This is a genomic window from Vibrio sp. Vb339 (assembly GCF_902751245.1).
GTDB lineage: Bacteria > Pseudomonadota > Gammaproteobacteria > Enterobacterales > Vibrionaceae > Vibrio > Vibrio coralliirubri.
In genome coordinates, this window is record NZ_CADDIS010000002.1 from 717,154 (window position 1) to 739,315 (window position 22,162).

The 22,162-nt window shown below is 44.4% G+C and carries 20 protein-coding genes; 3 read left to right on the plus strand and 17 right to left on the minus strand.

The features are described from left to right. Window positions 1-104: 104 nt before the first annotated feature. The 15 genes from HRQ85_RS11840 to nrfB form a co-directional block, all read right to left on the minus strand. Complete coding sequence (locus HRQ85_RS11840; RefSeq protein ID WP_172379694.1) at window positions 105-758, minus strand: MBL fold metallo-hydrolase; 654 nt, start codon at window positions 756-758, stop codon at window positions 105-107. A gap of 205 nt (window positions 759-963) precedes the next feature. Beyond that, window positions 964-1,512, minus strand: coding sequence for a YcbK family protein (locus tag HRQ85_RS11845; RefSeq protein ID WP_048613171.1), 549 nt, complete (start codon window positions 1,510-1,512; stop codon window positions 964-966). Window positions 1,513-1,710: 198 nt separating this feature from the next. Beyond that, entirely contained in the window at window positions 1,711-3,249 is a 1,539-nt protein-coding gene (locus HRQ85_RS11850; RefSeq protein WP_172379695.1) for a L,D-transpeptidase family protein, read from the minus strand. Between the two features lie 80 nt (window positions 3,250-3,329). Continuing rightward, entirely contained in the window at window positions 3,330-4,418 is a 1,089-nt protein-coding gene (locus HRQ85_RS11855) for a DUF1513 domain-containing protein (protein WP_172379696.1), read from the minus strand. Beyond that, a complete protein-coding gene (locus tag HRQ85_RS11860) occupies window positions 4,408-5,469 on the minus strand; it encodes an imelysin family protein (protein WP_172379697.1) in 1,062 nt (353 codons plus the stop codon). Before HRQ85_RS11860 ends, HRQ85_RS11855 begins: the two co-directional genes overlap by 11 nt. Window positions 5,470-5,628: 159 nt before the next feature. Continuing rightward, the gene (locus HRQ85_RS11865) at window positions 5,629-7,017 is read right to left on the minus strand and encodes a di-heme oxidoreductase family protein (RefSeq protein ID WP_172379698.1); all 1,389 of its coding nucleotides are present in this window, start codon (window positions 7,015-7,017) and stop codon (window positions 5,629-5,631) included. Window positions 7,018-7,128: 111 nt separating this feature from the next. Beyond that, window positions 7,129-8,388, minus strand: a complete 1,260-nt coding sequence (locus tag HRQ85_RS11870; RefSeq protein ID WP_017063566.1) for an imelysin family protein — start codon at window positions 8,386-8,388, stop codon at window positions 7,129-7,131. Window positions 8,389-8,565: 177 nt separating this feature from the next. Beyond that, entirely contained in the window at window positions 8,566-9,162 is a 597-nt protein-coding gene (locus HRQ85_RS11875) for a GTP cyclohydrolase II (protein WP_017632055.1), read from the minus strand. A 249-nt stretch (window positions 9,163-9,411) separates the two neighbouring features. Further along, window positions 9,412-9,588, minus strand: a complete 177-nt coding sequence (locus HRQ85_RS11880) for a hypothetical protein (RefSeq protein ID WP_017632056.1) — start codon at window positions 9,586-9,588, stop codon at window positions 9,412-9,414. Between the two features lie 89 nt (window positions 9,589-9,677). Then, a complete protein-coding gene (gene nrfF / locus HRQ85_RS11885) occupies window positions 9,678-10,118 on the minus strand; it encodes a heme lyase NrfEFG subunit NrfF (protein WP_172379699.1) in 441 nt (146 codons plus the stop codon). Further along, window positions 10,115-10,669: a DsbE family thiol:disulfide interchange protein gene (locus HRQ85_RS11890; protein ID WP_172379700.1), complete on the minus strand. Its 555-nt coding sequence runs from the start codon at window positions 10,667-10,669 to the stop codon at window positions 10,115-10,117. The genes nrfF and HRQ85_RS11890 overlap by 4 nt, the downstream gene beginning before the upstream one ends. Then, the gene (locus HRQ85_RS11895) at window positions 10,650-12,566 is read right to left on the minus strand and encodes a heme lyase CcmF/NrfE family subunit (protein ID WP_172379701.1); all 1,917 of its coding nucleotides are present in this window, start codon (window positions 12,564-12,566) and stop codon (window positions 10,650-10,652) included. The genes HRQ85_RS11890 and HRQ85_RS11895 overlap by 20 nt, the downstream gene beginning before the upstream one ends. Window positions 12,567-12,694: 128 nt before the next feature. Then, entirely contained in the window at window positions 12,695-13,669 is a 975-nt protein-coding gene (gene nrfD, locus HRQ85_RS11900; protein WP_029223547.1) for a cytochrome c nitrite reductase subunit NrfD, read from the minus strand. Between the two features lie 2 nt (window positions 13,670-13,671). After that, on the minus strand, window positions 13,672-14,358 hold the full coding sequence (nrfC, locus tag HRQ85_RS11905; protein ID WP_048613593.1) for a cytochrome c nitrite reductase Fe-S protein: 687 nt from the start codon (window positions 14,356-14,358) through the stop codon (window positions 13,672-13,674). A gap of 3 nt (window positions 14,359-14,361) precedes the next feature. Next, a complete protein-coding gene (nrfB, locus tag HRQ85_RS11910; RefSeq protein ID WP_172379702.1) occupies window positions 14,362-14,946 on the minus strand; it encodes a cytochrome c nitrite reductase pentaheme subunit in 585 nt (194 codons plus the stop codon). A gap of 481 nt (window positions 14,947-15,427) precedes the next feature. Between nrfB and nrfA the strand changes: the two genes are divergently transcribed. Together nrfA and HRQ85_RS11920 are read left to right on the plus strand one after the other, a co-directional pair. After that, window positions 15,428-16,858, plus strand: a complete 1,431-nt coding sequence (gene nrfA, locus HRQ85_RS11915; protein ID WP_172379703.1) for an ammonia-forming nitrite reductase cytochrome c552 subunit — start codon at window positions 15,428-15,430, stop codon at window positions 16,856-16,858. A gap of 125 nt (window positions 16,859-16,983) precedes the next feature. Next, window positions 16,984-17,328 carry a rhodanese-like domain-containing protein gene (locus HRQ85_RS11920; protein WP_172379704.1) on the plus strand — a complete coding sequence of 115 codons (345 nt, stop codon included), beginning with the start codon at window positions 16,984-16,986 and terminating at the stop codon, window positions 17,326-17,328. 39 nt (window positions 17,329-17,367) lie between these two features. Here the strand turns inward: HRQ85_RS11920 and HRQ85_RS11925 are convergent, their stop codons facing one another. Both HRQ85_RS11925 and gyrA read right to left on the minus strand, forming a co-directional pair. Continuing rightward, the gene (locus tag HRQ85_RS11925; RefSeq protein ID WP_172379705.1) at window positions 17,368-17,997 is read right to left on the minus strand and encodes a TPR domain-containing protein; all 630 of its coding nucleotides are present in this window, start codon (window positions 17,995-17,997) and stop codon (window positions 17,368-17,370) included. A 200-nt stretch (window positions 17,998-18,197) separates the two neighbouring features. Beyond that, complete coding sequence (gene gyrA / locus HRQ85_RS11930) at window positions 18,198-20,858, minus strand: DNA topoisomerase (ATP-hydrolyzing) subunit A (protein WP_048607208.1); 2,661 nt, start codon at window positions 20,856-20,858, stop codon at window positions 18,198-18,200. 258 nt (window positions 20,859-21,116) lie between these two features. On the opposite strand from gyrA, the gene ubiG reads away from it, so the two are divergent. Next, window positions 21,117-21,860, plus strand: a complete 744-nt coding sequence (gene ubiG, locus HRQ85_RS11935) for a bifunctional 2-polyprenyl-6-hydroxyphenol methylase/3-demethylubiquinol 3-O-methyltransferase UbiG (protein ID WP_172379706.1) — start codon at window positions 21,117-21,119, stop codon at window positions 21,858-21,860. Window positions 21,861-22,162 lie beyond the last annotated feature (302 nt).

Below are 22,162 nucleotides of genomic sequence, written 5' to 3' on the forward strand. Positions count from 1 at the left end.
CAGTAAGTTAACACGCAATAAAAAAGCTTAGCTTTCAGAACAAAAGCTAAGCTTCATTTTCAATCAATCGACACAAATAATTGGTCAGCTAATCAAAGGCTTAATTAGTACAGAGGCATTTCATCTGCGACGAACGGGTTTGATGAACGCTCGCGACCGAATGTCGATTCAGGGCCATGGCCCGGAACGAATGTTACGTCACTGCCTAGCGGCCAAAGCTTAGTCTTGATTGAAGAGATAAGCGTGTTGAAATCACCTTGTGGGAAATCAGTACGGCCAATTGCGCCGTTAAACAACACATCACCCACAAACGCTAAACGAGCTTGCTCGCTGAACAATACAACGTGACCTGGCGTGTGGCCCGGCGTGTGAATCACATCAATCACTTGATGACCAAAAGTGACTTTATCGCCCTCTTCTAACCAAGTGTTTGGTTCAAAAGCTTTACACAGTGGGAAACCAAACATCTGACTTTGATTCTCTAGACCTTGTAGCCAGAAGTTATCAGCCTTATGTGGGCCAACAATATTCACCTTCAAGATCTCAGCAAGTGGTACCGTACCGCCAACATGATCTAAGTGACCGTGCGTCAGTACCAAGTTCACAACCTTAACACCGAGTTCTTCAATGATAGCCGCGAGTTGTTGAACGTCACCGCCTGGATCGACAACGATGCCTTCCATGGTTTCATCACACCACACAATCGAGCAGTTCTGAGAGAAAGAGGTAACAGGTACAACTTGATACTTAAGAGACATATACAAACCTTAAAGAGCGAATCTGGTGAACAACTCGAATATCGCTATGTTATTGGTAACAAACCCTACAATAACAAACTAAACAGCAACAAACTGAGCAGCAATAAACCGAGTTATTAGAACAAACTGAAATTTGGGCAAACTATGACATTGGATGTCTACTTTGACAAGTGCCTACCGTATCACTCAATAACTCAACTTAGCGCTACCAGCTGCGGACTGGACCAGTATCGATATGGATAAAGTTGCTACGCGCATAATAACCGACACCACCCGCGTTCAAGCTTTTCGCTACGTCTCTCAACTCTTTAAGGTCAACACCATCGATACGGAAATCGATCGCTTTACCTAGCATGTGGTAACTCTTCTTAGCGACACCACTCGACTTAGAACGAAGGGCTTCATTAGTCGCCGGAGAACGATAGCCAGAGATCACCTGAACTTCTTTTTGAATACCCAACACGTTTTGAATCTGAGTGATCTGATCAAACAGGTTCTTATCCATTGGGTGGATTTCATTGCGACGGAAATCGCGACACAGTTTGCTAAGGCGTGCCATCTCGTCACCAACATAGTTAGTGCCATCGAAATAACAAGTCTCTAATCGTTCACCAGTGTGAAGATTGTTCATGCTAATCGTTCTTGGTTGATCCGGGTATGAAGCAAAAGCGATAGAAGGAGTAAGAGAGGCGACAACAGCAGTACCACCAGCGTAAGTCAGAAACTGACGGCGTGAAAATAAACTTTGAGACATACAGCAAAAAAACCAATTAGATCGAACGAAAAATGCACGATACATAATGGAATTTGCTGCGTCAACGTACAAAAACCGTGCAAAACGTTAGTATTTGTAACCTTTACACGGTTAGTTATTGATACTCATTATAATTTTATCAATAGAAGCTTGGTTGTCATTTTTCGGTCAAGATCACCTTTATTGGTCGTATTTTAATCAACCGCCCTCTTTGTCATATTGGTAGATGTCACCACGGTATTGTATACCTCCTTCTTCAAACAACACGGTTTGATAGATGATATGCACTGGAATTCGCTTCTTGAGACGAACCTTGGTATTCGGTGCAAGGTCGCTATTTTGGTTCGGTACCTTCCTTACCTTGGTCGCAAACAACAACTCAGCCAGTTCTTCTGCATGCTCAACACGTATGCAACCTGAACTATAAGCTCGGAAGTCGTCATTAAACAGACCTTTACTTGGTGTATCGTGCAGATAGATCGCGCGCTTATTGGGAGTGTTGAATTTGTACAAGCCTAGTGCGTTGCGTGAGCCTGCCTGCTGACGCATTCGATATGGGAAAGAATTGAAGTTGATGGTCTGCCAATCGATCTCTGTGGTGTCGACGGTTTCCATTGAACGCCAACCGTCAATCACTTGGAAGTTGTTCGTTTCAAGATAGCTTTCGTCGGCTTTTACTTTGGGCAGGATGTCTTTGACCATGATTTTCCATGGCACGTTCCAAGTCGGGTTTAGAATGACCGAATCTAGGTTTATCTCTAAAAGCGGCGTTTTTCGCGATTTTCTGCCGACCACGACTTTCGACTCAAACACCTCCTCGCCATCTTCCCAGTACTTCATGTCAAAGCTAGGGACATTGACCACGATGAGAGAGTCTCTGTCTCTTGGCCACAAACGAACGCGTTCTGCATTCAGAGCCAAAGAACTCAACCGCTCATCAAAACCCATATTGATCCACTTGATCGTGTCTGGCCCGATGATCCCATCATCCGTAAGGCCGTGCATGCGTTGGAAAGATTTAATCGCCTTTTGCAGATCTCGATCGAACTCAGGGAAATCGACCGCGATCATCGAGGTATCAACGCCGACCAATGCAATACGCTCAACCAAAGTCGCTTTGTCCGAGAGCGAGTCTCCCAAGCGTTTCAATCCTTTCTGTCTGTATCGTTCAATATTGAGTTCAGACGCGGTTTCCAACACGGAATAGGTCGCCTTAAATTGGTCAAAGTCCCCAACAGGCGGCGCGTAAGACAACACCATCTCTAATAAGTAATCATTAGCAACGCTGCTTTTCAGTCTCATCAAAATATGTGGCGAAGGTTGAGGCAATTTAGAATGCAACTTACCCGAGAAGTACCACTCTTTACCGGCAAGCGGCGCGTTTTCAACGTAGCTAAGATAATAGATAAAGGTATCAGTGAGTAAGATGTCTAACTCTTGCCATTGACGACGAGATTGATACTGGCGGATTTGCTTGAGTTGTCGTTCAAAAAGCGGTGCCATTTGCGCTTGTTCAAGAAGCGACAATTGGAACTCAAACGCTTTAACCAGCTCAGGAGAATCCCAAAGGATAGGCAGAGAAGTGTCTTGATAGATACTCTGTGTCAGCTCTGGATAAATCAGCATAAAAGAGAGCTCTGAATCAGCCGGAATGAAACGGCTCTCGTCAGAACTCGTATAGCTCCATGCATGCACAGAGACTAAAACTAGTAATCCACAGAAGTATTTCGCGAACATGCTTAACTCCATCATCAATCATCCCATAAGTATGGCAAAGATATAGGAGTAAGCATGTTATTTTTAAGCGGCTTTATAAATCAGATAGAACTCCAATGGTTATCCCACTGGACCGAGGATTGCTGAGTTGATTTCTCATAAGGCTTGCGTTGGCTGACCACACTACCCGCCCCAGAGCTGAGTCGAAACTCTCCATCAAGTAACACGGCACCAGAGGCATCTGACAGCGCAGAAAGCTCGACTAATTCTTTGCTCTCTTTAGACCAAATACCGTAGCAACTCCCTCTTGGCGAGGTCGCGATAATCCAATCATCTGACGCCGCAATGCTTGCGATATAGTGATTAAATCTTGCCCATTGCTCAGGCTCAGCGTTCAGTGATTCAAACTGCCCGCCTTTGGTATGCATCGCCAAAAGCGAAGGATACTCGTCTGGCTCACCACGATATTGCTGACCACAAAGCACGGTTTCAGCACCATCATGGGCTAAGTGTCGAATACTCAGCTTCTTGTCTAGCAATTCAACCTGATCAAGCAACACACCTTCAGGAGAAACATAACTCAAACTCGGTTGCATGGAGTCCAAATTTTTCGGTGTTCTGCCATCAGTATGAACGCCACCAACGCCAATCGCGAGATTACCATCAGGCATGATGATCACTTCATGTGGGCCGATACCGAAACCAGTGAACTCCTCAACCTTACGATAGCCTTGCGCGACATCGTACACGCCAATTACGCCTTGGCTGCTGTCCGCTTTCCCTTCGGTGGCATACAGTAACTTACCATCCAATGAGTAAACGCCATGACCATAGAAGTGGCGGTTGTTACCTTTGACGACCATTTTGATCTGCTGACCACTTTTATAGTCAAACACCATAAAATAGTCACCAGGACGACGAGCAAAAACCACCGCATGTGATGATGTTGGGCAAATTGCTACGCCATGACCACGATCGGGGATCGGAAGTTGGCTCAGTGGCATACCAAATTCGTCAGCCACAACCGCTGAATATTGACCACGACCATTAAGAGCACAACCAATCAACTGGGGATCATTAGATGTGCTCATGCCATCCTTTTGACTTGCACACCCAAATGGAAGAACCGGAACAGCTGCGCAACCCAGTACGGCCTTGAGTAACGTTCTTCGTGTAGTATCAGTCACCATCGGTAGCATTAAATCCTATTACCACGCCAAGCTCTATCGCTACTTCTTCATGAATCAGGTACTTCAAACGTTCTAGTTTGTTGTATTGAGTCAGCACATCTCGGTAGCCTTCTTTGCTCTGTAGTAGAGTAAACAAGCTAGAATCTGTAGGCCAAGTATCTAACGTTAGAGCGAACTGGGCTGCTACACGATCGGCAAGGTCATTTAAGTCCTTGTCTCTCAATAAACCATCAAGACCATTACCATCAGCTAAGTACAATTTCTCTAGCGCGGCTACGTTCGCTTTCAACTGAGTCATTGAGGTTTGAGCTCGCCAAGATTCAGAGAAATAAGGGCGTGGGTGACCAATTTTAGCCATTGGGCGACTCAGCTTTTTCATGCTGTAATCAAGTTGGTTAGTTAGTAAAGCGATGTATTCAGATTCCCAACGCATCTCGTCTAACGCTAACCAAGGGTTAACCTGCCAAGCCTCAGCAATAGAGGCCGATTTCATCGCCAAGTTTTGTGCGATAGCTTGTGAAGATAGACAGCCAGACGCTTTATCTTGCAGTAGTGGAGATTGCTCGTCGTACAGAGACCACTCCAACGCACCTAACCCTTGAACAGTCACACTCTGCTGAGCAATTTCATCTTGAGACCAAGCTTTATCTTGCTGAGTCAGCTGGCGCATTTTTAGGCCGGTAGTGTTCTTTTTGTCTGGCCAGAATTGAACATTCCAGCTCTCTTCTAATGCCGCTGTTGGGCCTCTTTCTTGTCCTTGCAGTGCCATCCAACTGTTCATAGTGAGCTGCCACTGATTTTTCAAAGCATCTAACTCAACATCATTAGTTTGGCAGTACCCTTGCATCAAGACTTCCAGCTCGTTGGCTTGCTTGGCGAATAGGACGGCAGAATTAAACTCCTGCTGATAAACACTGCGACTAATATGATTCGTCGTGTCTGCTTGATAAGAGACACCGTTAACCTCAGATGAAGCGGCTTGCTCACCCGATGATTGACAGCCTGCTATGACTAATACCGATAAAGGCATTAACAAAAATTTATGTGCCATGCTGTTACCTTACTTCCTAGTTTTTCTTTTAATTATATGAGTTCAATAAATATGAAACGACCGCTGACCTCGTATTGCTACAAGTTCAGCGGTAGTCAGTCTTTTGTTAGCGGCTTTCTTAAGTAACTAAGCCGTTGGCTTAACTGAATTCAAGACAGCCTATAATGAGTCCAAAAACGCTAGTAGTGCTTCGCGTTCACTGCTACTCAAAGCTAATACTTTTTGTTTTGCCATTTCTGCTTCGCCACCATGCCAAAGTACCGCTTCCATAACGTTTCTTGCGCGACCGTCATGAAGTAAGAACGTATGACCATTAACTTCTTTGGTATAGCCTAATCCCCAAAGTGGTGTGGTACGCCACTCTTGACCATTAGCAAGATATTCTGGGCGATTGTCGGCTAAACCTTCACCCATATCATGCAAAAGCATATCGGTGTATGGGCTAATCAACTGTTTCGAAAGAGCAGGCAGACCCTCACGTTCTGCTGTGCGAATTTCAGCTTGGTGACAGCTTTGACAACCAATCTCTTTAAACAGCTTTTTACCTTGAACAACCGCTGGGTTCTCGACATTACGACGAATAGGTACCGCGAGATGCTGCGAATAGAACTCAACAAAATCTAAGATGTTGTCGCTAACTTCTGGCTCGCCACCATTTGGGAAATCATCACAGGTTGATTGCGCTGATGTGCAGTTTTCATTCGGGAATAAACTGCTTGTCAGGCCTAAGTCGCCGTTAAATGCCGCCGCGTTTTGCTGCATTAAGTTTGGCTGCCCAGCTTTCCAACCAAAACGACCTAGCACCATTTCATTGGTTTGAACATCAAGAACATAGTTAGCTTTACCCGACACGCCTTGCTTGTCAGCCAATTGCTGCTCTGCAAATCCTAGAATCGTTTCTTGTGGGATACTTTCAAGCAGACCAAGGCCAATCATTGGCGGCGCGACTCGAGCTGAGAATTCTGTTTTAGGGTGTATTTCACCGAAAGCAAGTTCAGTAATCTTTAAAATGGGTTTACGCAGAGTAACGACAGTGCCGTCTTTGAACTCAACAGGAACATCCGTGTAGCTAATATTCACTTTGCCCTCTGGTTTTACACCTTGAAGCGCAAAATCTTGTAGCTGGCCACCGTAGGTCGGTTCTGGAATACCGCCATCACGAATGAAGGCTTGTCTCTGCTCTGGCGTTTCTGCTGGAATGCTTAAGCGAACCAGCATTGAAACCGCATTCTCATCGCCTTTTTCTGGCGCGTGACCACGGCCATCTTTGATGTGGCAATTTTGACAGCCGTTGGTGTTGAACAGTGGGCCAAGTCCATCACGAGCATCGGTTGATGAAGGCGCGGGTACCCAAGGGTTTCTAAAAAAGCTGTTACCTACGCTGAAATCTAAGCGTTTACTCATGGGTAAATTGGCAGCAGGAAGAGAAAAAGCGTTCGCTCCCTCTTTCTTCACGGTCGTTTTGCCACCAGAGTAGGTTTCATGGGCGTGTAGCGGAGATAAGAAAAACAGTGCGGTTAATAGTGAGGCTGAGAGATACGACTTCATACATTGCCTTGCTGTGTTTTTGATTTTAGTTTTTATGTGGAAATGACTTTCTTAATTAGCAAACAATTAAGGGCCCTATGAGAGCCCTTATATTTGTGTTCGCTCGGGTTCTTAGAACTCGTGATCCGCTGTGTCTGGGTTTAGGCTATCAATGCCAATCACACCCGCAGCACGCTCAATAGCAGCTGTTTGAGATACTAGCGCAACAATTGTTTTGTTAACTAGTGCGTTACCCGCAGCGTTGTCAGCAGCGATTAGCTGATCGAAGTGCTGGTTGTTTTTCTCTGCAGACGTTACTAGTTCGCCTACTTGTGCACGCGCTAAGTCAAACTGCTTTTGAATCTCTTTCGCAGCTTGCTCATCTTTTTGCTCTACTAGGTCGAACAGGCTTGGACCTGAAAGCAGAGTACCGTCTTCACGCTTGTATAGACCCGTGTAAACGTTGTAGATGCCTTGCTCGTTGTAGTAGTGAGAGTTGTGCGTGTTATCAGAGAAACAATCGTGCTCGTCTTCAGTAGAGTTTGCTTCTAGTGCAACCTTCATACGCTCACCCGCTAGCTCACCTAGAGACAGTGAACCCATGCCGAACAGCATTTTACGAAGACCATTCTCGCTAGATTCAGAAAGAAGCTCTTGACGGTAGTTGCCTTTCTCGCCTTCAGCCCACTGCTTTTCCATCCACTCTAGGTCTTGAATAAGTAGCTCAGCTGATGCTTTTAGGTATGCGCCACGACGGTCACAGTTGCCGTTAGTACACTCAGCACCAACAACGAAATCAGTGTAAGCACGCTCACCTGCACCGCTGTTTGTACCGTTTAAATCTTGGCCCCAAAGTAGGAATTCAATTGCGTGGTAGCCAGACGCTACGTTCGCTTCAGAACCGCCGATCTCGTTCAAGTCTGCGATTAGCTCTGGAGTAATGTTAGTTGCATCAACCGTAGTCTGACCAATTTGGAAAGTCTTATTAGCCACGATGTTTGCGCTAGCGCCTTCGTTACCAAGTTCATATTGGTAATCAGTCGAAACGTAATCAATCAGGCCTTCATCTAGTGGCCATGCGTTTAGTTGGCCTTCCCAATCATCAACAACAGCGTTGCCGAAGCGGAATACTTCTGACTGTTGGTATGGTACGCGAGACTCAAGCCAAGCTTGTTTTACTTGTTCGAAGTTGCCAGCAGAAGGAGAAGCTAAGAAGGTATCAATAGAAGAGTTCAACGCTTTTGCTGTAATTACTGAATCTGCAAACACTGCATGCGCAATATCTGCGTAATGTTCTACAACTTGATCTTGAGTTACTGCTGCGAAAGAAGAAGCAGAGGCAAAAATGAGTGACGAAGTTACGGCTTTTGTCACTAAAGATTTAATGGTCATGAAGCATCCTTGTTGAGCTTTAAATTATTATTCGTAGTAATAGTGCAAACTATTATCATTTACACTACGGATTGGAATAATACAAACTTACAATTTTATTGCAAGATAAATACAAAAAAACCTCACATTTGTGAGGTCTTTGAACATTTTTGTGTTATGCGCAACAAAGGAGGCTAATCAGATATCCAGGTTATGCTTACCGTGTGAGACTTTCGCCTTTAGGTAGCTTTCATTACCCGATTTGATATGAGCAGAGGTATTCACCACTTCTTCAATCTCAATACCAAAGGATTTTAGCTCATTGATCTTCTTAGGGTTGTTGGTGACTAAGCGGATTTTTGTGGTACCTAAAGCGCGTAGCATTTCAGCAGCTTCAGTAAAATCGCGTAGGTCATCGCCAAAACCTAGGTGGTTGTTGGCTTCATAAGTGTTCATGCCTTCGCTTTGCAGACGGTACGCATCGATTTTGTTGTACAAACCAATACCACGACCTTCTTGACGAAGATAAAGGATCACGCCACCCGTCTCACCCATAATTCTAATGGTTTCGTCTAGCTGCTCACCACAGTCACAGCGAGAAGAATGGAAAACATCACCAGTAAGACACTCAGAGTGCATACGAACAAGAGGTATGTCTTGTGTCTTGTCTGCTGATTTAAATATCACAGCAACATGCTCTTTATCTGTTTTCAACCCATGAAAAGACAGAAGTTCAGCATCAATACTGCTTGTTGCCCCTACTTTGAAATCTATTCTGGCACGTACTTCCGCCATAGCTATACTCACTTGAAAATTCGATGTATTTAACGACGCTACATTATATGTCTAGGCAATATTTTGTAGCTAACTATCTAATGATAGACACTATGAGGCTGTTAACAATTTTTTTCAAGGTCGACCTTGTACAAATTGTTATAATATAACAATTATTTTTCAGATAAGAAAAAACCCCACATTGGGATGACCAACATGGGGTTATAAAGTAAACAGTTGCGGCTAAAACTACACTTTTTTACAGAACGCTCAACTTACTTGAGTTTGCTTCCAGATGACAAGTTGCACCCAAGCATTCTCTAATTCGGTTAGCTCTTCTTGCGTAAGCGTAGAAATGCTCGACTTAGCACTGTATCTCTCTGCCCATTTATCTGACTGGACACGAGTATGGAACTCTTTCTTTAAATTTGAGATTACGTTATCCACAGATACATCCTTATATAGCAGTGCTTAGCCTTTATAATCGGTTAATGTTACAAAATACAGGTCAATTGGTAAACAGTAATACACAATTTTTATGAGCCATTCCTAACACTTTTTACTGATAAATATATAAATAAGAGAAATAATAGGCTCGGTAGCAACCAAAGTAATAGATTTGAAACCTTCATCGCCGGCTTATAAAGTACAAATTCACCAAATCTTTCCGTCATATATTGAGTGATTTCACTATTACTCTTACCTGCTTTCACCATATTGAACACGACAAGGCGTAAGTCTTTTGCTATCGGTGAGTTGGATTCAATCAGATTTTGGTTTTGACATTGTGGGCAGCGTAACGTTTTCGCCAAGCTAATAGCACGTTGCTGTTGTTCTGGGTTTTCAAACTCAAACAGTTCAACTTGAATACTCGTCTCTTTATTACTGGCAGTAAACAGATCTTCTGCCAAAGTCGGAAAACTAATAACCATAAGCGTAGACAGCACAACGAGTGCTTGTATTAGAGACTTCATCATCCATTCACACCATCAAAATACATCGCAAGCTCATCTTTCCATACCATTTCATTAATCACGCCCAATAGCTTCTTAATGATCTGGCCATTGGCATCAACCAAATACGTTTCAGGTGTGCCGATTACGCCCAACTCTAACGCTAACTTACCTTGCGGGTCACTGATCACGGTTAAGTACGGGTTGCCGTCGCTCGATAACACGTTAATTGCTGCCGCAGAGTTATCTCGATAATTGAGCCCAACGATGGGAATGCCTTTATCGTGAAGTTGAAGCAAAAAGGCGTGTTCGGTTTTACAGATCCCGCACCATGAAGCCCATACATTCACTAACTGGTAAGGGTGCTGAGTTACGTCCTTTCGCGTCAGTTCCTGTTTACTTCTGATGCCTTCGCTATCCACTAACGCTGTAGAGGTGAATACAGGAAAAACTCTTTGTTGTGTCGATACTGTGGTGATTTGCTGTTTGTTATCAAGCGCAAAGACAAACCCCAGCACCACAATGAATGCTAAGGCAATTAGACTAATTAGCTTGTTACGAACGCTGGTATGCATACTGTGACGCCTTAACAGTTTTCTTTTTACGATGAGTCAATGAGAGCAAAGCGCCGATAATAGAGAACAGTCCACCAAACCAGATCCAGCGCGCATACGCCTTGTACTGAACACGAAACGCGTAAGCGGTGGAATCGACTTTCTCGCCCATGGTGATATAAACATCACCATGCCAGAACCATTTCATTGCGGGCTCACTCATGTTCATGACTCGAACTTGGTAATGTCTTCTTTCCGGAGAAATAGAAAAACTTTGCTCGCCAGACTCTAGGCTGAGTATCGCTTTTTCTGCGGTAAAGTTTGAAGCGACATACAGCTCAGTATCACGATGAGAAAGCGTCCAATCCATGAATTCGACTTCTACGCCTGGGCTTAACTTATAGCTGCGCTCAAACGAGTGGTAGCTATTCATGGCAGCACCTACCGCTAACACCGAAACCCCAACATGGGCAAAGGTCATCACCCAGACTTTGCGTTGGAACTTGGAACTGCGCGTTACCACCAAGCCATACACATGAGTGAGTAAAACCCACAATGCGAGTGACCATGTCACTAGTGCCATCACTTGAATCTTCTCTACTTGCAAAGCGTAACAGGCGAACCCCAGACAAATAGATACTAGAGCGATCAACGTAATAACGCCTTTCGATGCTTGAGGCTTAATGCTCAGCAATGGGGCAAGGCCGACGACGGCTAACGCGAGCAAAGCCAAAGGTGCAATCAAGAGATTAAAGTAAGGTGCACCGACCGAGATGTTTCCTAGGCCTAGCAACTCAAAGACCATTGGATAAAACGTGCCGAACACCACGACAGCAGTCGCCAGAACAAAAATAAGCACCGCAACTAAGCTCAAAAAGCTTTTGCTGGCGAAGCTGGTAATCGGATTAGATTCAAAAGACTCTCCTCTGACGATAAGCAGAGAAAATGAACTCACCAGTACCAGAACTAATATAAGAAGCAGTGCGATACCTTTGGTTGGGTCGACGGCAAAAGCGTGTACCGATGTGAGTACGCCAGAACGAACAATAAAGGTGCCTAAGATACTCAAACAAAACGTAATGAAAGCGAGACTGAGAGACCATTTCAGTAACTGTTGTTTGCCCTTAGCAACGCCTAGGCTGTGGAGCAAAGCGGTCGAAGTAAGCCACGGCAACAAGCTGGCATTCTCAACCGGGTCCCAGAACCACCAGCCGCCCCAACCTAATTCGTAATACGCCCACCAAGAACCAAGAATGATCCCTGCGGTTAAAAAGATCCAAGCAACTAAACACCAACTGCGACAATGGGCAACCCAATCAAACTCAATAGGATCAACCAGCAAAGCGGCGACAGCAAATGCCAGCACCACAGAAAAGCCGACATAGCCAAGGTAAAGCAATGGAGGGTGAAAAATCAGCCCGACATCTTGCAGCATTGGGTTAAGGTCACGCCCTTCTAGCGGTAATGTCGTGTTCATTTCAAATGGGTTTGATGCGAATAGCGTGAACCAAGCAAATATCGCGAGCAGTAGATTCATCACCCATAGCACTCGGCTTTGGTATTCATTCGAATAGTGTTTTTGTAAGGCGATAACGCCAGACCAGACGCTGATCGTCAGTACCCAAAACAGCAACGAACCTTCATGGCCTGCCCATACGGCTGCTAACTTAAAAAATGAGGGTAATTGAGTATTTGAATGTTCAGCGACGTATAAGATAGAGAAATCATCACTGACAAAGGCATAGCCAAGCAACGCGACAGAAGTGAGAGAAAACAACGCGCTTGAAAGAGAGAAACTGCGGATTAAACCTAGATTTTGCGGCCGTTTATTTAGCATTAGGTAAAACGAATGCACACCAATAATGCTGCTGAGTACAGCAACCAACACCAAACTAAACAGCCCCAAAGAACCGACCATATCACCTCAATAAGGCTCTACCTGAGCAGAGCCGATCTAAACACGCATCTCATGTTTATTAAGAACATGTTCATTAATAAGCAGATATTTAGTATCCAACATCTGCTCACTAATAAACTTGAGCGAAATTAAGCTATCGTTAACTGCCCTGCATAAAGGACAAAAGTTCGCAGCATTAATACGCCCATTAGGCTTAACGAAGTCACCGAGAAAATATACACCGAGCTATGGCGGATCGAGGTTGGTGTAACGGCATTCAGCAACAACGGTAGAACCATGCCAACACCGATAACGCCGTACCAGAACCAACTCGCCCAGAAACCACTGCCGATTGCGTTCCATACGGCTTGCTCACTTTGACCACCAGCGAAGATAAGCCCAGTAAAGAAAGTAATCAGAACAAACAACTCAAACATCACGACCGGACGTTCGAACCCGTGGATCCATGAAATGCTCGGGCTATGAGGTGATTCTTTAAAGACCAACACACCAAATAAAATACACGCCGCCGCTCCCGAAGATAAGCTCGAGAATAAGAACAAAATCGGCAGCACGGGGTTATTCAACAGTGGGAAGGTATTTAAAGCTGACAGCAAGAACCCGGTATAAGCGGCAAGCATTAGAGCAAGAACAGCTAAGAATATTTCCAGAGCATTCTCAAACACTTCTAATTTGCCAATCCAGTTACCGACGAAATCGAGTCGTCCTTTTAACCATGTTTGGTCATTTAAAAATACGACGATTTGATCTCTAAATATAATGCCGATCCAAAGAAATAAGATCACCATATACACTTGGAATAAGATCACACCCATCGACATCACAGACGTTGGATTATAGAAGATCATGATCTTCCAAAAGGATAACGGTTTTGTCAGATGGAAAACCAAGATCAGTAGGCCTGAAATGATCCCAAATGGCGCAAGAAAAGCGGTCGCCTTTAACACACCATTATGAGCAGGATCGCCTTCAATGACCTTACGTTTTAGGTAAATGGAGATCATTACGGCACCTGCCGACATCCCCGCGAGAAATAGATAGATAGCTATAATCCAGTCCCATACCACGGTACCAGACTGAAAAGCTGCGTCCCATGCACTCATAATCAAATCTCCCCTTTTTGGTGTGGCACTTTATAGAGTTTTGGTTGAGTACCGAGATAAGCTTTATCTCTGTAAACCACCTCAGATTTAAGCACCTGATTTATCTCACTCTTAGGGTCATTTAGATCGCCAAATACTAGCGCATTGGTCGGGCAAGATTCGACACAAGCCGGTAACTTCCCTTGTGCAAGATTGGTATCACGGCAGAAGTTACATTTATCTGCGGATTTGTTCTCTGGATGGAAAAAGCGCACTTGATATGGGCAAGCTAATAAGCAGTAGCCACAACCGACACACTTCTCTTGATGAACATCAACAATGCCGGTTTTTTCATCTTTGTAAGCCGCCCCTGTTGGGCAAACCATCACGCAGGGCGCGTTATCACAATGTTGGCAAGAGTTACGAGTAAAACGGTAATCAACATTTGGATATTCGCCTTGGGGTTCGCTCTTAATAATCTCTAAGCGCGATACGCCTTCAGGCACTTTGTTCACTTCACGACAAGCTTCTGTACAAGCGGTACAACCAATACACGCGGTCTCGTCATGAATCATTCCATAACGTTTAGCCCCATCCTCTTGAACATTGGCCAACGTTTTACGACTTGTCACCGCCGCCGTCCCCGCAACACCTGTAGTAAAAATAACGGCACCCGCGCCAGCTAAAAAGTTTCTTCTTGAGCAGCTCATAGATTACTCCCCTTCTTTCTTCTGGTTGAAGTCTGAATGGCAATCCACACACAGCTTGATGGTTTGCTTCTTATCTAAGCCCAACACCTTTGCTTCTGTCGCATGAACATCATGGCAGTTTGAACACGTTAAGTTTTGCGCATGAACGTCGTGGGTCCAGCTCGCTTCGCGCAGCTCATCAGGCTTGTGACAATCGATACACTGGCTATTGGCATCTAAAATTAAGCTAGGATCTAGGTAAACCTTGTCGGTACCTGGTTGTGATTGAGCCTCACGATACTTCACCACTTTAGGCGCGCCTTCGCGGTGGTCGGGGCTAATAGAACTATGACAGTCGGTACAATTTACTTCACGGCCAAGCAAAGCGTGTGCACTTTCACCATGTGAACCCAATACCGTTTCTTTTGAATCTTTATGGCACTGAACACACTTGTAGTCTTTGTCACGGATTAATTCGACTTCATGTCTTGTTGATTCCCCTACTGGCGTAACAGCAGGCTCAGCAACAGCATGAATGGAATAACCATAGAGGCAGAATGCTAGAAGGGATTTAAGCATTATGACTATGGCCAATTTAATATTGCCCATTTTATCCTTTCCTTATACCGGCATTATTTAACTCTCAACTAAATAATATTCCGGTTAAACAAAAGTACCCTTAAACGATATTATTACCGCTTAAATGATATCAATTCTTATTTTGGATAAGCCACAACGCTTTCTATAGTTAGAATATACCTCTAATTGGGTAATACGAAATTTGAATGGGTTAATCTGTGAACGCAATCACCCTATTTATATCATGGTCAATCTAGGTAATTGATTGTTATATATGATAATAATTATCAATTGAACTTTAATACCCCTACCCAGCAGTACCCCTTTAGGGTTATATAAACTTCAACGTGATTGAAGTCACTATCATTAATTGATCTAAGACAAGCTATATCCAACACGTAACAAAATGTGTTTGTTTATGAATTAATATAAACAGGAATTCTCCAGTTCTTAATTTGAATAGCAAACTCACAACGCTTGGTATAAGAATCAGTATATTGGAGATATCACTGTGAAAAAGCATTGGATACGTAATTCGGTCACAGCAATATTAATGGTTAGCGCATCACTAGCAAGCGCAACCAGTTTTGCTGCGTCTGAACAAAAAGAAATTGGCGACCCTCGTAACGACCAGTTCGAGCAAAACCACCCAGATCAATATCATTCATGGAGACAGACTTCAGAAAGCGAAACCATTGAAGACGCACTAAAAGAAGATCCCAACATGGTTATCATGTGGGCTGGCTACGGCTTCGCAAAAGATTACAACAAGGCACGTGGTCACTTTTATGCGATTGACGATGTACGACAAACACTTCGTACTGGCGGCCCAACGGACGAAAACTCTGGCCCTATGCCAATGGCGTGCTGGAGCTGTAAAAGCCCAGACGTAGCACGTGTTATCGAAGAGCGTGGTGAAGACGGTTACTTTGAAGGTAAATGGGCACGTCTTGGCAACGAGATTGTGAATCCTATTGGCTGTGCAGATTGTCACGATACCCAAAGCGAAGGCTTTAAAAATGGTGAGCCAGCACTGAAGGTGACACGTCCTTATGTTGAACGTGCATTTGAAGCGATTGGTAAAAAGTTTGATGAGCAAAGCCGTTTAGACCAGCAAGCTTCTGTTTGTGCTCAGTGCCACGTGGAATATTACTTCACCGGCCCAACCAAAGGCGTGAAGTTCCCTTGGGATCAAGGCACAACGGTTGGCGATATGGAACGCTACTATGATGCAATCAACTTTAAAGATTGGACGCACAAAGTATCGAAAGCACCCATGCTGAAAGCGCAGCACCCAGGTTTCGAAACATGGCGTGAAGGCATCCACGGTAAGAACAAAGTCGTTTGTGCTGACTGTCATATGCCGAAAGTAACCAAAGAAGATGGCACCGTTTATACCGACCATAAAGTGGGTAACCCATTCGACCGCTTCGAAGATACGTGTGCAAACTGTCACACTCAATCTAAAGAAACCATGCGTAACATCGTTTCAAGCCGTAAAGCTCAAGTGCTAAACATGAAGCTGACCGCTGAGAAACAAATCGTTGCCGCTCACTTTGAAGCAGGCGCGGCATGGGAAGCAGGTGCGACAGAGCAAGAGATGGAGCCTATCCTACTGGATATCCGTCACGCTCAATGGCGTTGGGACTACGCTATTGCGTCTCACGGCGTACATATGCATGCGCCTGAAATCGCTCTAGAAGTGCTAGGCACTGCCGTTGACCGCGCAGCCGATGCTCGTACTAAGATTGTTCGTCTACTGGCGAAGAAAGGCATCACTGATCCAATCGAGATTCCAGACATCTCAACCAAAGAGGCGGCTCAAAAAGCACTTGGAATGGACATGGATAAGATGAACGCTGAAAAACAACACTTCTTAGACACGGTTGTTCCTAAATGGGAAGAGCAAGCTGAAAAGCGTGAAGCCAACTACGAATACTAGTTTCTTCAATTAGACCATTACGTAAAAACCAGTCACACTATTATTGTGTGGCTGGTTTTTCAGGTTTGGGGTAATACACATCAATATCTCCTCCCCAATCCACTCGCCAATTCAAGGAATAGATAATGAAAACCTTACTTTCACTTTCAACATTATGTATCACACTACTCAGTTCAGGCGTTTACGCCTCTGAGCGTGCTGAGACCGGGTGGGAATTAATAGAGAAAGGCGCATTAGTGGTTGATGTCAGAACACCTGCAGAGTTCGAACAAGGGCATCTAGACAACGCCATCAACTACCCTCTTTCTGAAGTGGCTACTCACTTCGCTAAGATAGATAAAGACCAACCCATCGTTTTGTATTGCCGCAGTGGTAATCGCTCGGGTCAAGCCTATCAATTCTTGCAAGCTCAAGGGTTTACCCAAATCCATAACGCCGGTGGGTTGATTGAAATGCAGGAAAGTAAATAACTAAAAACAAACGATTAACAACTAGCGATTATGCCAAGCTTAACGGATCATCTGTTTGGCTTGGTTGATCGAGTGAATAATCGAAACACGATCTATCCCCTTTTGATTGGAATCGAGGATTTGAGTCCATGCATCAATCGCTTGTTGATAGCGCATGCTGATGAAGTGATCGGTCGCAATCAGCATCAATGCCGTACGATCATTGGGATCAAGCTGCATTGAGTGATCCAATAACGCATTCACGTCATCACTCATCGCTTGAGAGCTAAGGTAATAAAGTGCGGTTGCTTTAGCAGCATAGAGCCCAGAAGGTGCTTGAGGGTCTAATCGAATCGCGTAGTCGTAACAGGTGAACGCAGCATCAAACTCCCCTTTCTGCATATACACACCACCAAGCTTAAACCACAAATCGGATTGATTCGGATCTTGTTTGAGGCTTTGCTGAAGCTCATCTTCGAAATCTGTTGCCGTGTAACTATTGTTATCATCTAAAGGAAGTTGAGGTATCTCTTGTTTCAGTTGAGACCAAACAAACACACTCAAAGCTACCGCAGTAATCGAAATCACTACATTGCTTTTTAGGTGACCGCTGTTTTTGTTCGCCGCAATAACGACCACAATCAAAAACAAGCTCATTAGTACCAACGCAACCAACAACCAGATGTCCATTCCACACTCCTTTCTATTCACTCCCTACTCTATCGTTTTCATCTCTCCTCTATATTGATCAAGGTTTAGCTATCGAGATTTTAGCGATCACAGCTCTGTTATAAAGTCACACCAAGCTCCACAAATAACAGGTAATAAAAAACCGAGCACTTAGGCTCGGTTTTTTCAATGGTAAGCTTAATTACTTAGCGTAATCGAGATTACTCAGTGTCTTGCTCGCTATCACTTTCAGAGTCAGAAGCATCTGATGCTTGCTCTTCACTTGATTCAGCAACGTCAGCGTTGATAGTTTCTGCACCAGCTTCTTCAGCTTCGCCTTCTACAATCTCAGCTTCTTCTACTTCGTCGATACGTTGTAGACCTACAACATTCTCGTCTTCAGCAGTACGAATCAGTGTTACACCTTGAGTGTTACGACCAACTTGGCTAACTTCCGCAACGCGAGTACGTACTAGCGTACCTGCGTCGGTGATCATCATCATTTCATCGCCTTCTTCAACTTGAACAGCGCCAACAACTGGGCCATTACGTTCAGAGACTTTGATAGATACTACACCTTGCGTTGCACGGCCTTTCGTTGGGTATTCAGCTAGCTCAGTACGCTTACCGTAACCATTTTCAGTCACAGTTAGGATATCGCCTTCGTTAGAAGGAACAATCAGTGAAACCACTTGATCGTCTTCTGGAAGCTTCATGCCACGAACACCAGAGGCAGTACGGCCCATTGCACGTACTTTGTCCTCGTTAAAGCGAACAACTTTGCCCGATTTAGAGAACAGCATGATGTCGCTATCACCGTTAGTAATATCAACGCCAATCAGTGAATCGTCGTCACGTAGGTTAACTGCGATTAGGCCGTTAGCACGTACGTTTGCGAATTGATCCAGTGATGTCTTCTTAACTGTACCGTCACCCGTTGCCATGAAGATGAATTTCTCGTTAGAGAACTCAGAAACAGGCAGGATAGCCGTAATACGTTCACCTTCTTCTAGAGGAAGAATGTTAACGATAGGCTTACCACGAGCAGTACGACTTGCTAATGGTAGTTGGTAAACTTTCAGACGGTATGTCTTACCACGAGTAGAGAAACATAGGATGTTATCGTGAGTATTAGCAACAAGCAGACGCTCAATGTAATCCTCATCTTTCATCTTAGTTGCACTCTTACCTTTACCACCACGACGTTGAGATTCGTAGTCGCTTAGGATTTGGTACTTAACGTAACCTGCGTTAGAAAGCGTTACTACAACGTCTTCTTGAGCAATCAGCTCTTCCATGTCGATGTCATGAACTGCCGCTGTGATTTCTGTACGACGCTCGTCGCCATAGATTTCACGTACCGCTTCAAGTTCTTCACGGATAACTTCCATCAAACGCTCAGTGCTTGCAAGAATGTGCATTAGCTCAGCGATTTCTTCTAGAAGTGCTTTGTACTCGTCTAGAATCTTCTCGTGCTCAAGGCCAGTTAGGCGGTGAAGACGAAGTTCTAGAATAGCTTGTGCTTGTGTTTCCGTTAGGAAGTATTGGCCATCGCGGATGCCGTATTGGTCTTCCAACCAATCAGGACGAGCCGCATCAGTACCAGCACGCTCAAGCATTGAAGCAACGTTACCAAGATCCCAACCGCGTGCAACTAAGCCAGCTTTTGCTTCAGCTGGTGTTGGAGCGTTACGGATAAGCTCAATAATTTCATCGATGTTAGCAAGTGCTAGAGACAGTGCTTCAAGGATGTGTGCACGATCGCGCGCTTTCTTCAGTTCGAAGATAGTACGACGTGTCACAACTTCGCGACGGTGGTCTACGAAGCACTTAAGCATGTCTTTGATGTTGAACAACTGTGGTTGACCGTTGTTCAACGCAACCATGTTGATACCGAAAGTCGTTTGCAGTTGCGTTTGAGCGTATAGGTTGTTTAGAACCACTTCGCCTACTGCATCACGCTTACATTCAATAACAATACGCATACCATCTTTATCAGATTCGTCACGCAGTGCACTGATGCCTTCTACTTTCTTATCTTTAACCAGTTCAGCAATCTTCTCGATCAAACGAGCTTTGTTTACTTGGTAAGGGATCTCAGTAACGATAATGGTTTCTTTACCATTCTTCTCTACTTCGATATCCGCTTTTGAACGCATGTAAACCTTACCGCGGCCAGTCTTATAAGCATCAACGATGCCTTTACGACCACTGATAAGTGCTGCTGTTGGGAAGTCAGGACCAGGAATGTAGTCCATTAGCTCATCAATAGTGATCTCTTCATTATTGATGTAAGCCAAACAGCCATCAACAACTTCACCAAGGTTATGTGGTGGAATGTTGGTAGCCATACCTACTGCGATACCAGAAGCACCGTTTACCAATAGGTTAGGAATTTTTGTAGGAAGTACTGCTGGAATTTGTTCTGTACCATCGTAGTTCGGTACGTAATCCACAGTTTCCTTATCAAGGTCAGCCAGTAGCTCGTGAGCAATTTTCGCCATACGAACTTCGGTATAACGCATTGCAGCCGCGGAGTCGCCATCGATAGAACCAAAGTTACCTTGGCCATCAACTAGCATGTAACGCAGTGAGAACGGTTGAGCCATACGAACAATTGTATCGTATACAGCACTATCACCATGCGGGTGGTATTTACCGATTACATCACCTACTACACGAGCAGACTTTTTATATGGTTTGTTCCAATCATTACCTAGTACATTCATCGCGAACAAAACGCGGCGGTGTACTGGTTTTAGGCCATCACGCACATCTGGAAGGGCACGACCAACGATGACGGACATCGCGTAGTCTAGGTATGAACCTCTAAGCTCATCTTCAATATTTACGGGCGTGATCTCTTTCGCTAGATCGCTCATAGAGCCATTTTCCCTCTATAGTCAGATCGTATTTTTGAATACGTATAAGACCGAAAAATATAACACAAATTTACCTACGGAGGCATCACTTTCCCTCTCCTTTTACCATCTTGTGACCCTTGTAGCCAATCAATTGATGAGAAATTGCACCTCCGCATCATATCTTGCTGAAACATGGTCACTTTACATCCAATAAACTAGCAAAATTGTAGATCTTCTGGTCAGCGCGAAAAGGCAAGTTATAATGCCTGCAATTTCATGGATGCATTATTTAACTTGGAAATGCCGATTATGACTAAATCACAGAACGTAGACCCAGCAGAAATCAAGAAATTCGAAGACATGGCGTCACGCTGGTGGGATCTAGAAGGCGAATTTAAGCCGCTACATCAAATCAACCCACTGCGCCTAAATTACGTATTAGAGAAGACTGAAGGCCTGTTTGGCAAGAAAGTCCTCGATGTTGGCTGCGGCGGCGGTATTCTTGCAGAAAGCATGGCGGTTGAAGGTGCGATAGTAACAGGCCTAGACATGGGTAAAGAACCGCTAGAAGTTGCGCGCCTTCACGCATTGGAAACTGGCACTAAGCTCGATTACATCCAGAGCACTATCGAAGACCACGCAGAACAGAACCCACAGACGTACGATGTGGTAACGTGCATGGAAATGCTTGAACACGTTCCTGACCCGCAATCTGTTATCACTGCCTGTTCAAAATTGGTAAAACCGGGCGGCCACGTGTTCTTTTCTACATTGAACCGTAACTTCAAATCTTACTTGTTTGCGATTGTTGGTGCAGAGAAGCTATTGAAGATCGTTCCAGAAGGCACTCATGAACACGAGAAGTTCATTCGCCCTGCTGAACTTATCAAGATGGTTGATAACACTCCGCTGCAAGAATTAGGCATTACAGGCCTGCACTATAACCCGTTGACGAACACTTACCGTTTAGGCCAAAAAGTCGATGTGAACTACATCGTTCACACACAAAACTTTGGCTAAAAAATATCGGTAGCCCTACCGTAAAACCTTTTGTAAAAAAGACGAATGAAAAGAGTTGCAATTACCATAACTTTGCGACTTTTTTCAGTCTAAATTTCGTGCGCTAGCTTCCATTTTGACCACCTCGATTTAAATTTAATCGCCTAAAATCCATCGCCCATTTTGCTCAAAGATCAAGGGATTTTTTTTTATGGGCGTGCAAAAATAAAGCATCATTAAAAGCCGACTTTTATACAATCAAGTCACATCTAACCTCATCAGTTAGTGGTCACTTACAGTTTTTTTTCAATCCACCACTTATC

Coding starts and splice junctions, on each gene's coding strand:
- HRQ85_RS11895 (WP_172379701.1), bottom strand. CDS start 12,566: ATGGTCGGTTCTTTGGGGCTGTTTAGTTTGGTGTTGGTTGCTGTACTC.
- gyrA (WP_048607208.1), bottom strand. CDS start 20,858: ATGAGCGATCTAGCGAAAGAGATCACGCCCGTAAATATTGAAGATGAG.
- HRQ85_RS11875 (WP_017632055.1), bottom strand. CDS start 9,162: ATGGCGGAAGTACGTGCCAGAATAGATTTCAAAGTAGGGGCAACAAGC.
- HRQ85_RS11840 (WP_172379694.1), bottom strand. CDS start 758: ATGTCTCTTAAGTATCAAGTTGTACCTGTTACCTCTTTCTCTCAGAAC.
- HRQ85_RS11860 (WP_172379697.1), bottom strand. CDS start 5,469: ATGGCACATAAATTTTTGTTAATGCCTTTATCGGTATTAGTCATAGCA.
- nrfC (WP_048613593.1), bottom strand. CDS start 14,358: ATGAGCTGCTCAAGAAGAAACTTTTTAGCTGGCGCGGGTGCCGTTATT.
- HRQ85_RS11890 (WP_172379700.1), bottom strand. CDS start 10,669: ATGCATACCAGCGTTCGTAACAAGCTAATTAGTCTAATTGCCTTAGCA.
- nrfF (WP_172379699.1), bottom strand. CDS start 10,118: ATGATGAAGTCTCTAATACAAGCACTCGTTGTGCTGTCTACGCTTATG.
- HRQ85_RS11870 (WP_017063566.1), bottom strand. CDS start 8,388: ATGACCATTAAATCTTTAGTGACAAAAGCCGTAACTTCGTCACTCATT.
- HRQ85_RS11855 (WP_172379696.1), bottom strand. CDS start 4,418: ATGGTGACTGATACTACACGAAGAACGTTACTCAAGGCCGTACTGGGT.
- ubiG (WP_172379706.1), top strand. CDS start 21,117: ATGGATGCATTATTTAACTTGGAAATGCCGATTATGACTAAATCACAG.
- HRQ85_RS11925 (WP_172379705.1), bottom strand. CDS start 17,997: ATGGACATCTGGTTGTTGGTTGCGTTGGTACTAATGAGCTTGTTTTTG.
- HRQ85_RS11865 (WP_172379698.1), bottom strand. CDS start 7,017: ATGAAGTCGTATCTCTCAGCCTCACTATTAACCGCACTGTTTTTCTTA.
- HRQ85_RS11850 (WP_172379695.1), bottom strand. CDS start 3,249: ATGTTCGCGAAATACTTCTGTGGATTACTAGTTTTAGTCTCTGTGCAT.
- HRQ85_RS11920 (WP_172379704.1), top strand. CDS start 16,984: ATGAAAACCTTACTTTCACTTTCAACATTATGTATCACACTACTCAGT.
- nrfD (WP_029223547.1), bottom strand. CDS start 13,669: ATGAGTGCATGGGACGCAGCTTTTCAGTCTGGTACCGTGGTATGGGAC.
- nrfB (WP_172379702.1), bottom strand. CDS start 14,946: ATGGGCAATATTAAATTGGCCATAGTCATAATGCTTAAATCCCTTCTA.
- HRQ85_RS11845 (WP_048613171.1), bottom strand. CDS start 1,512: ATGTCTCAAAGTTTATTTTCACGCCGTCAGTTTCTGACTTACGCTGGT.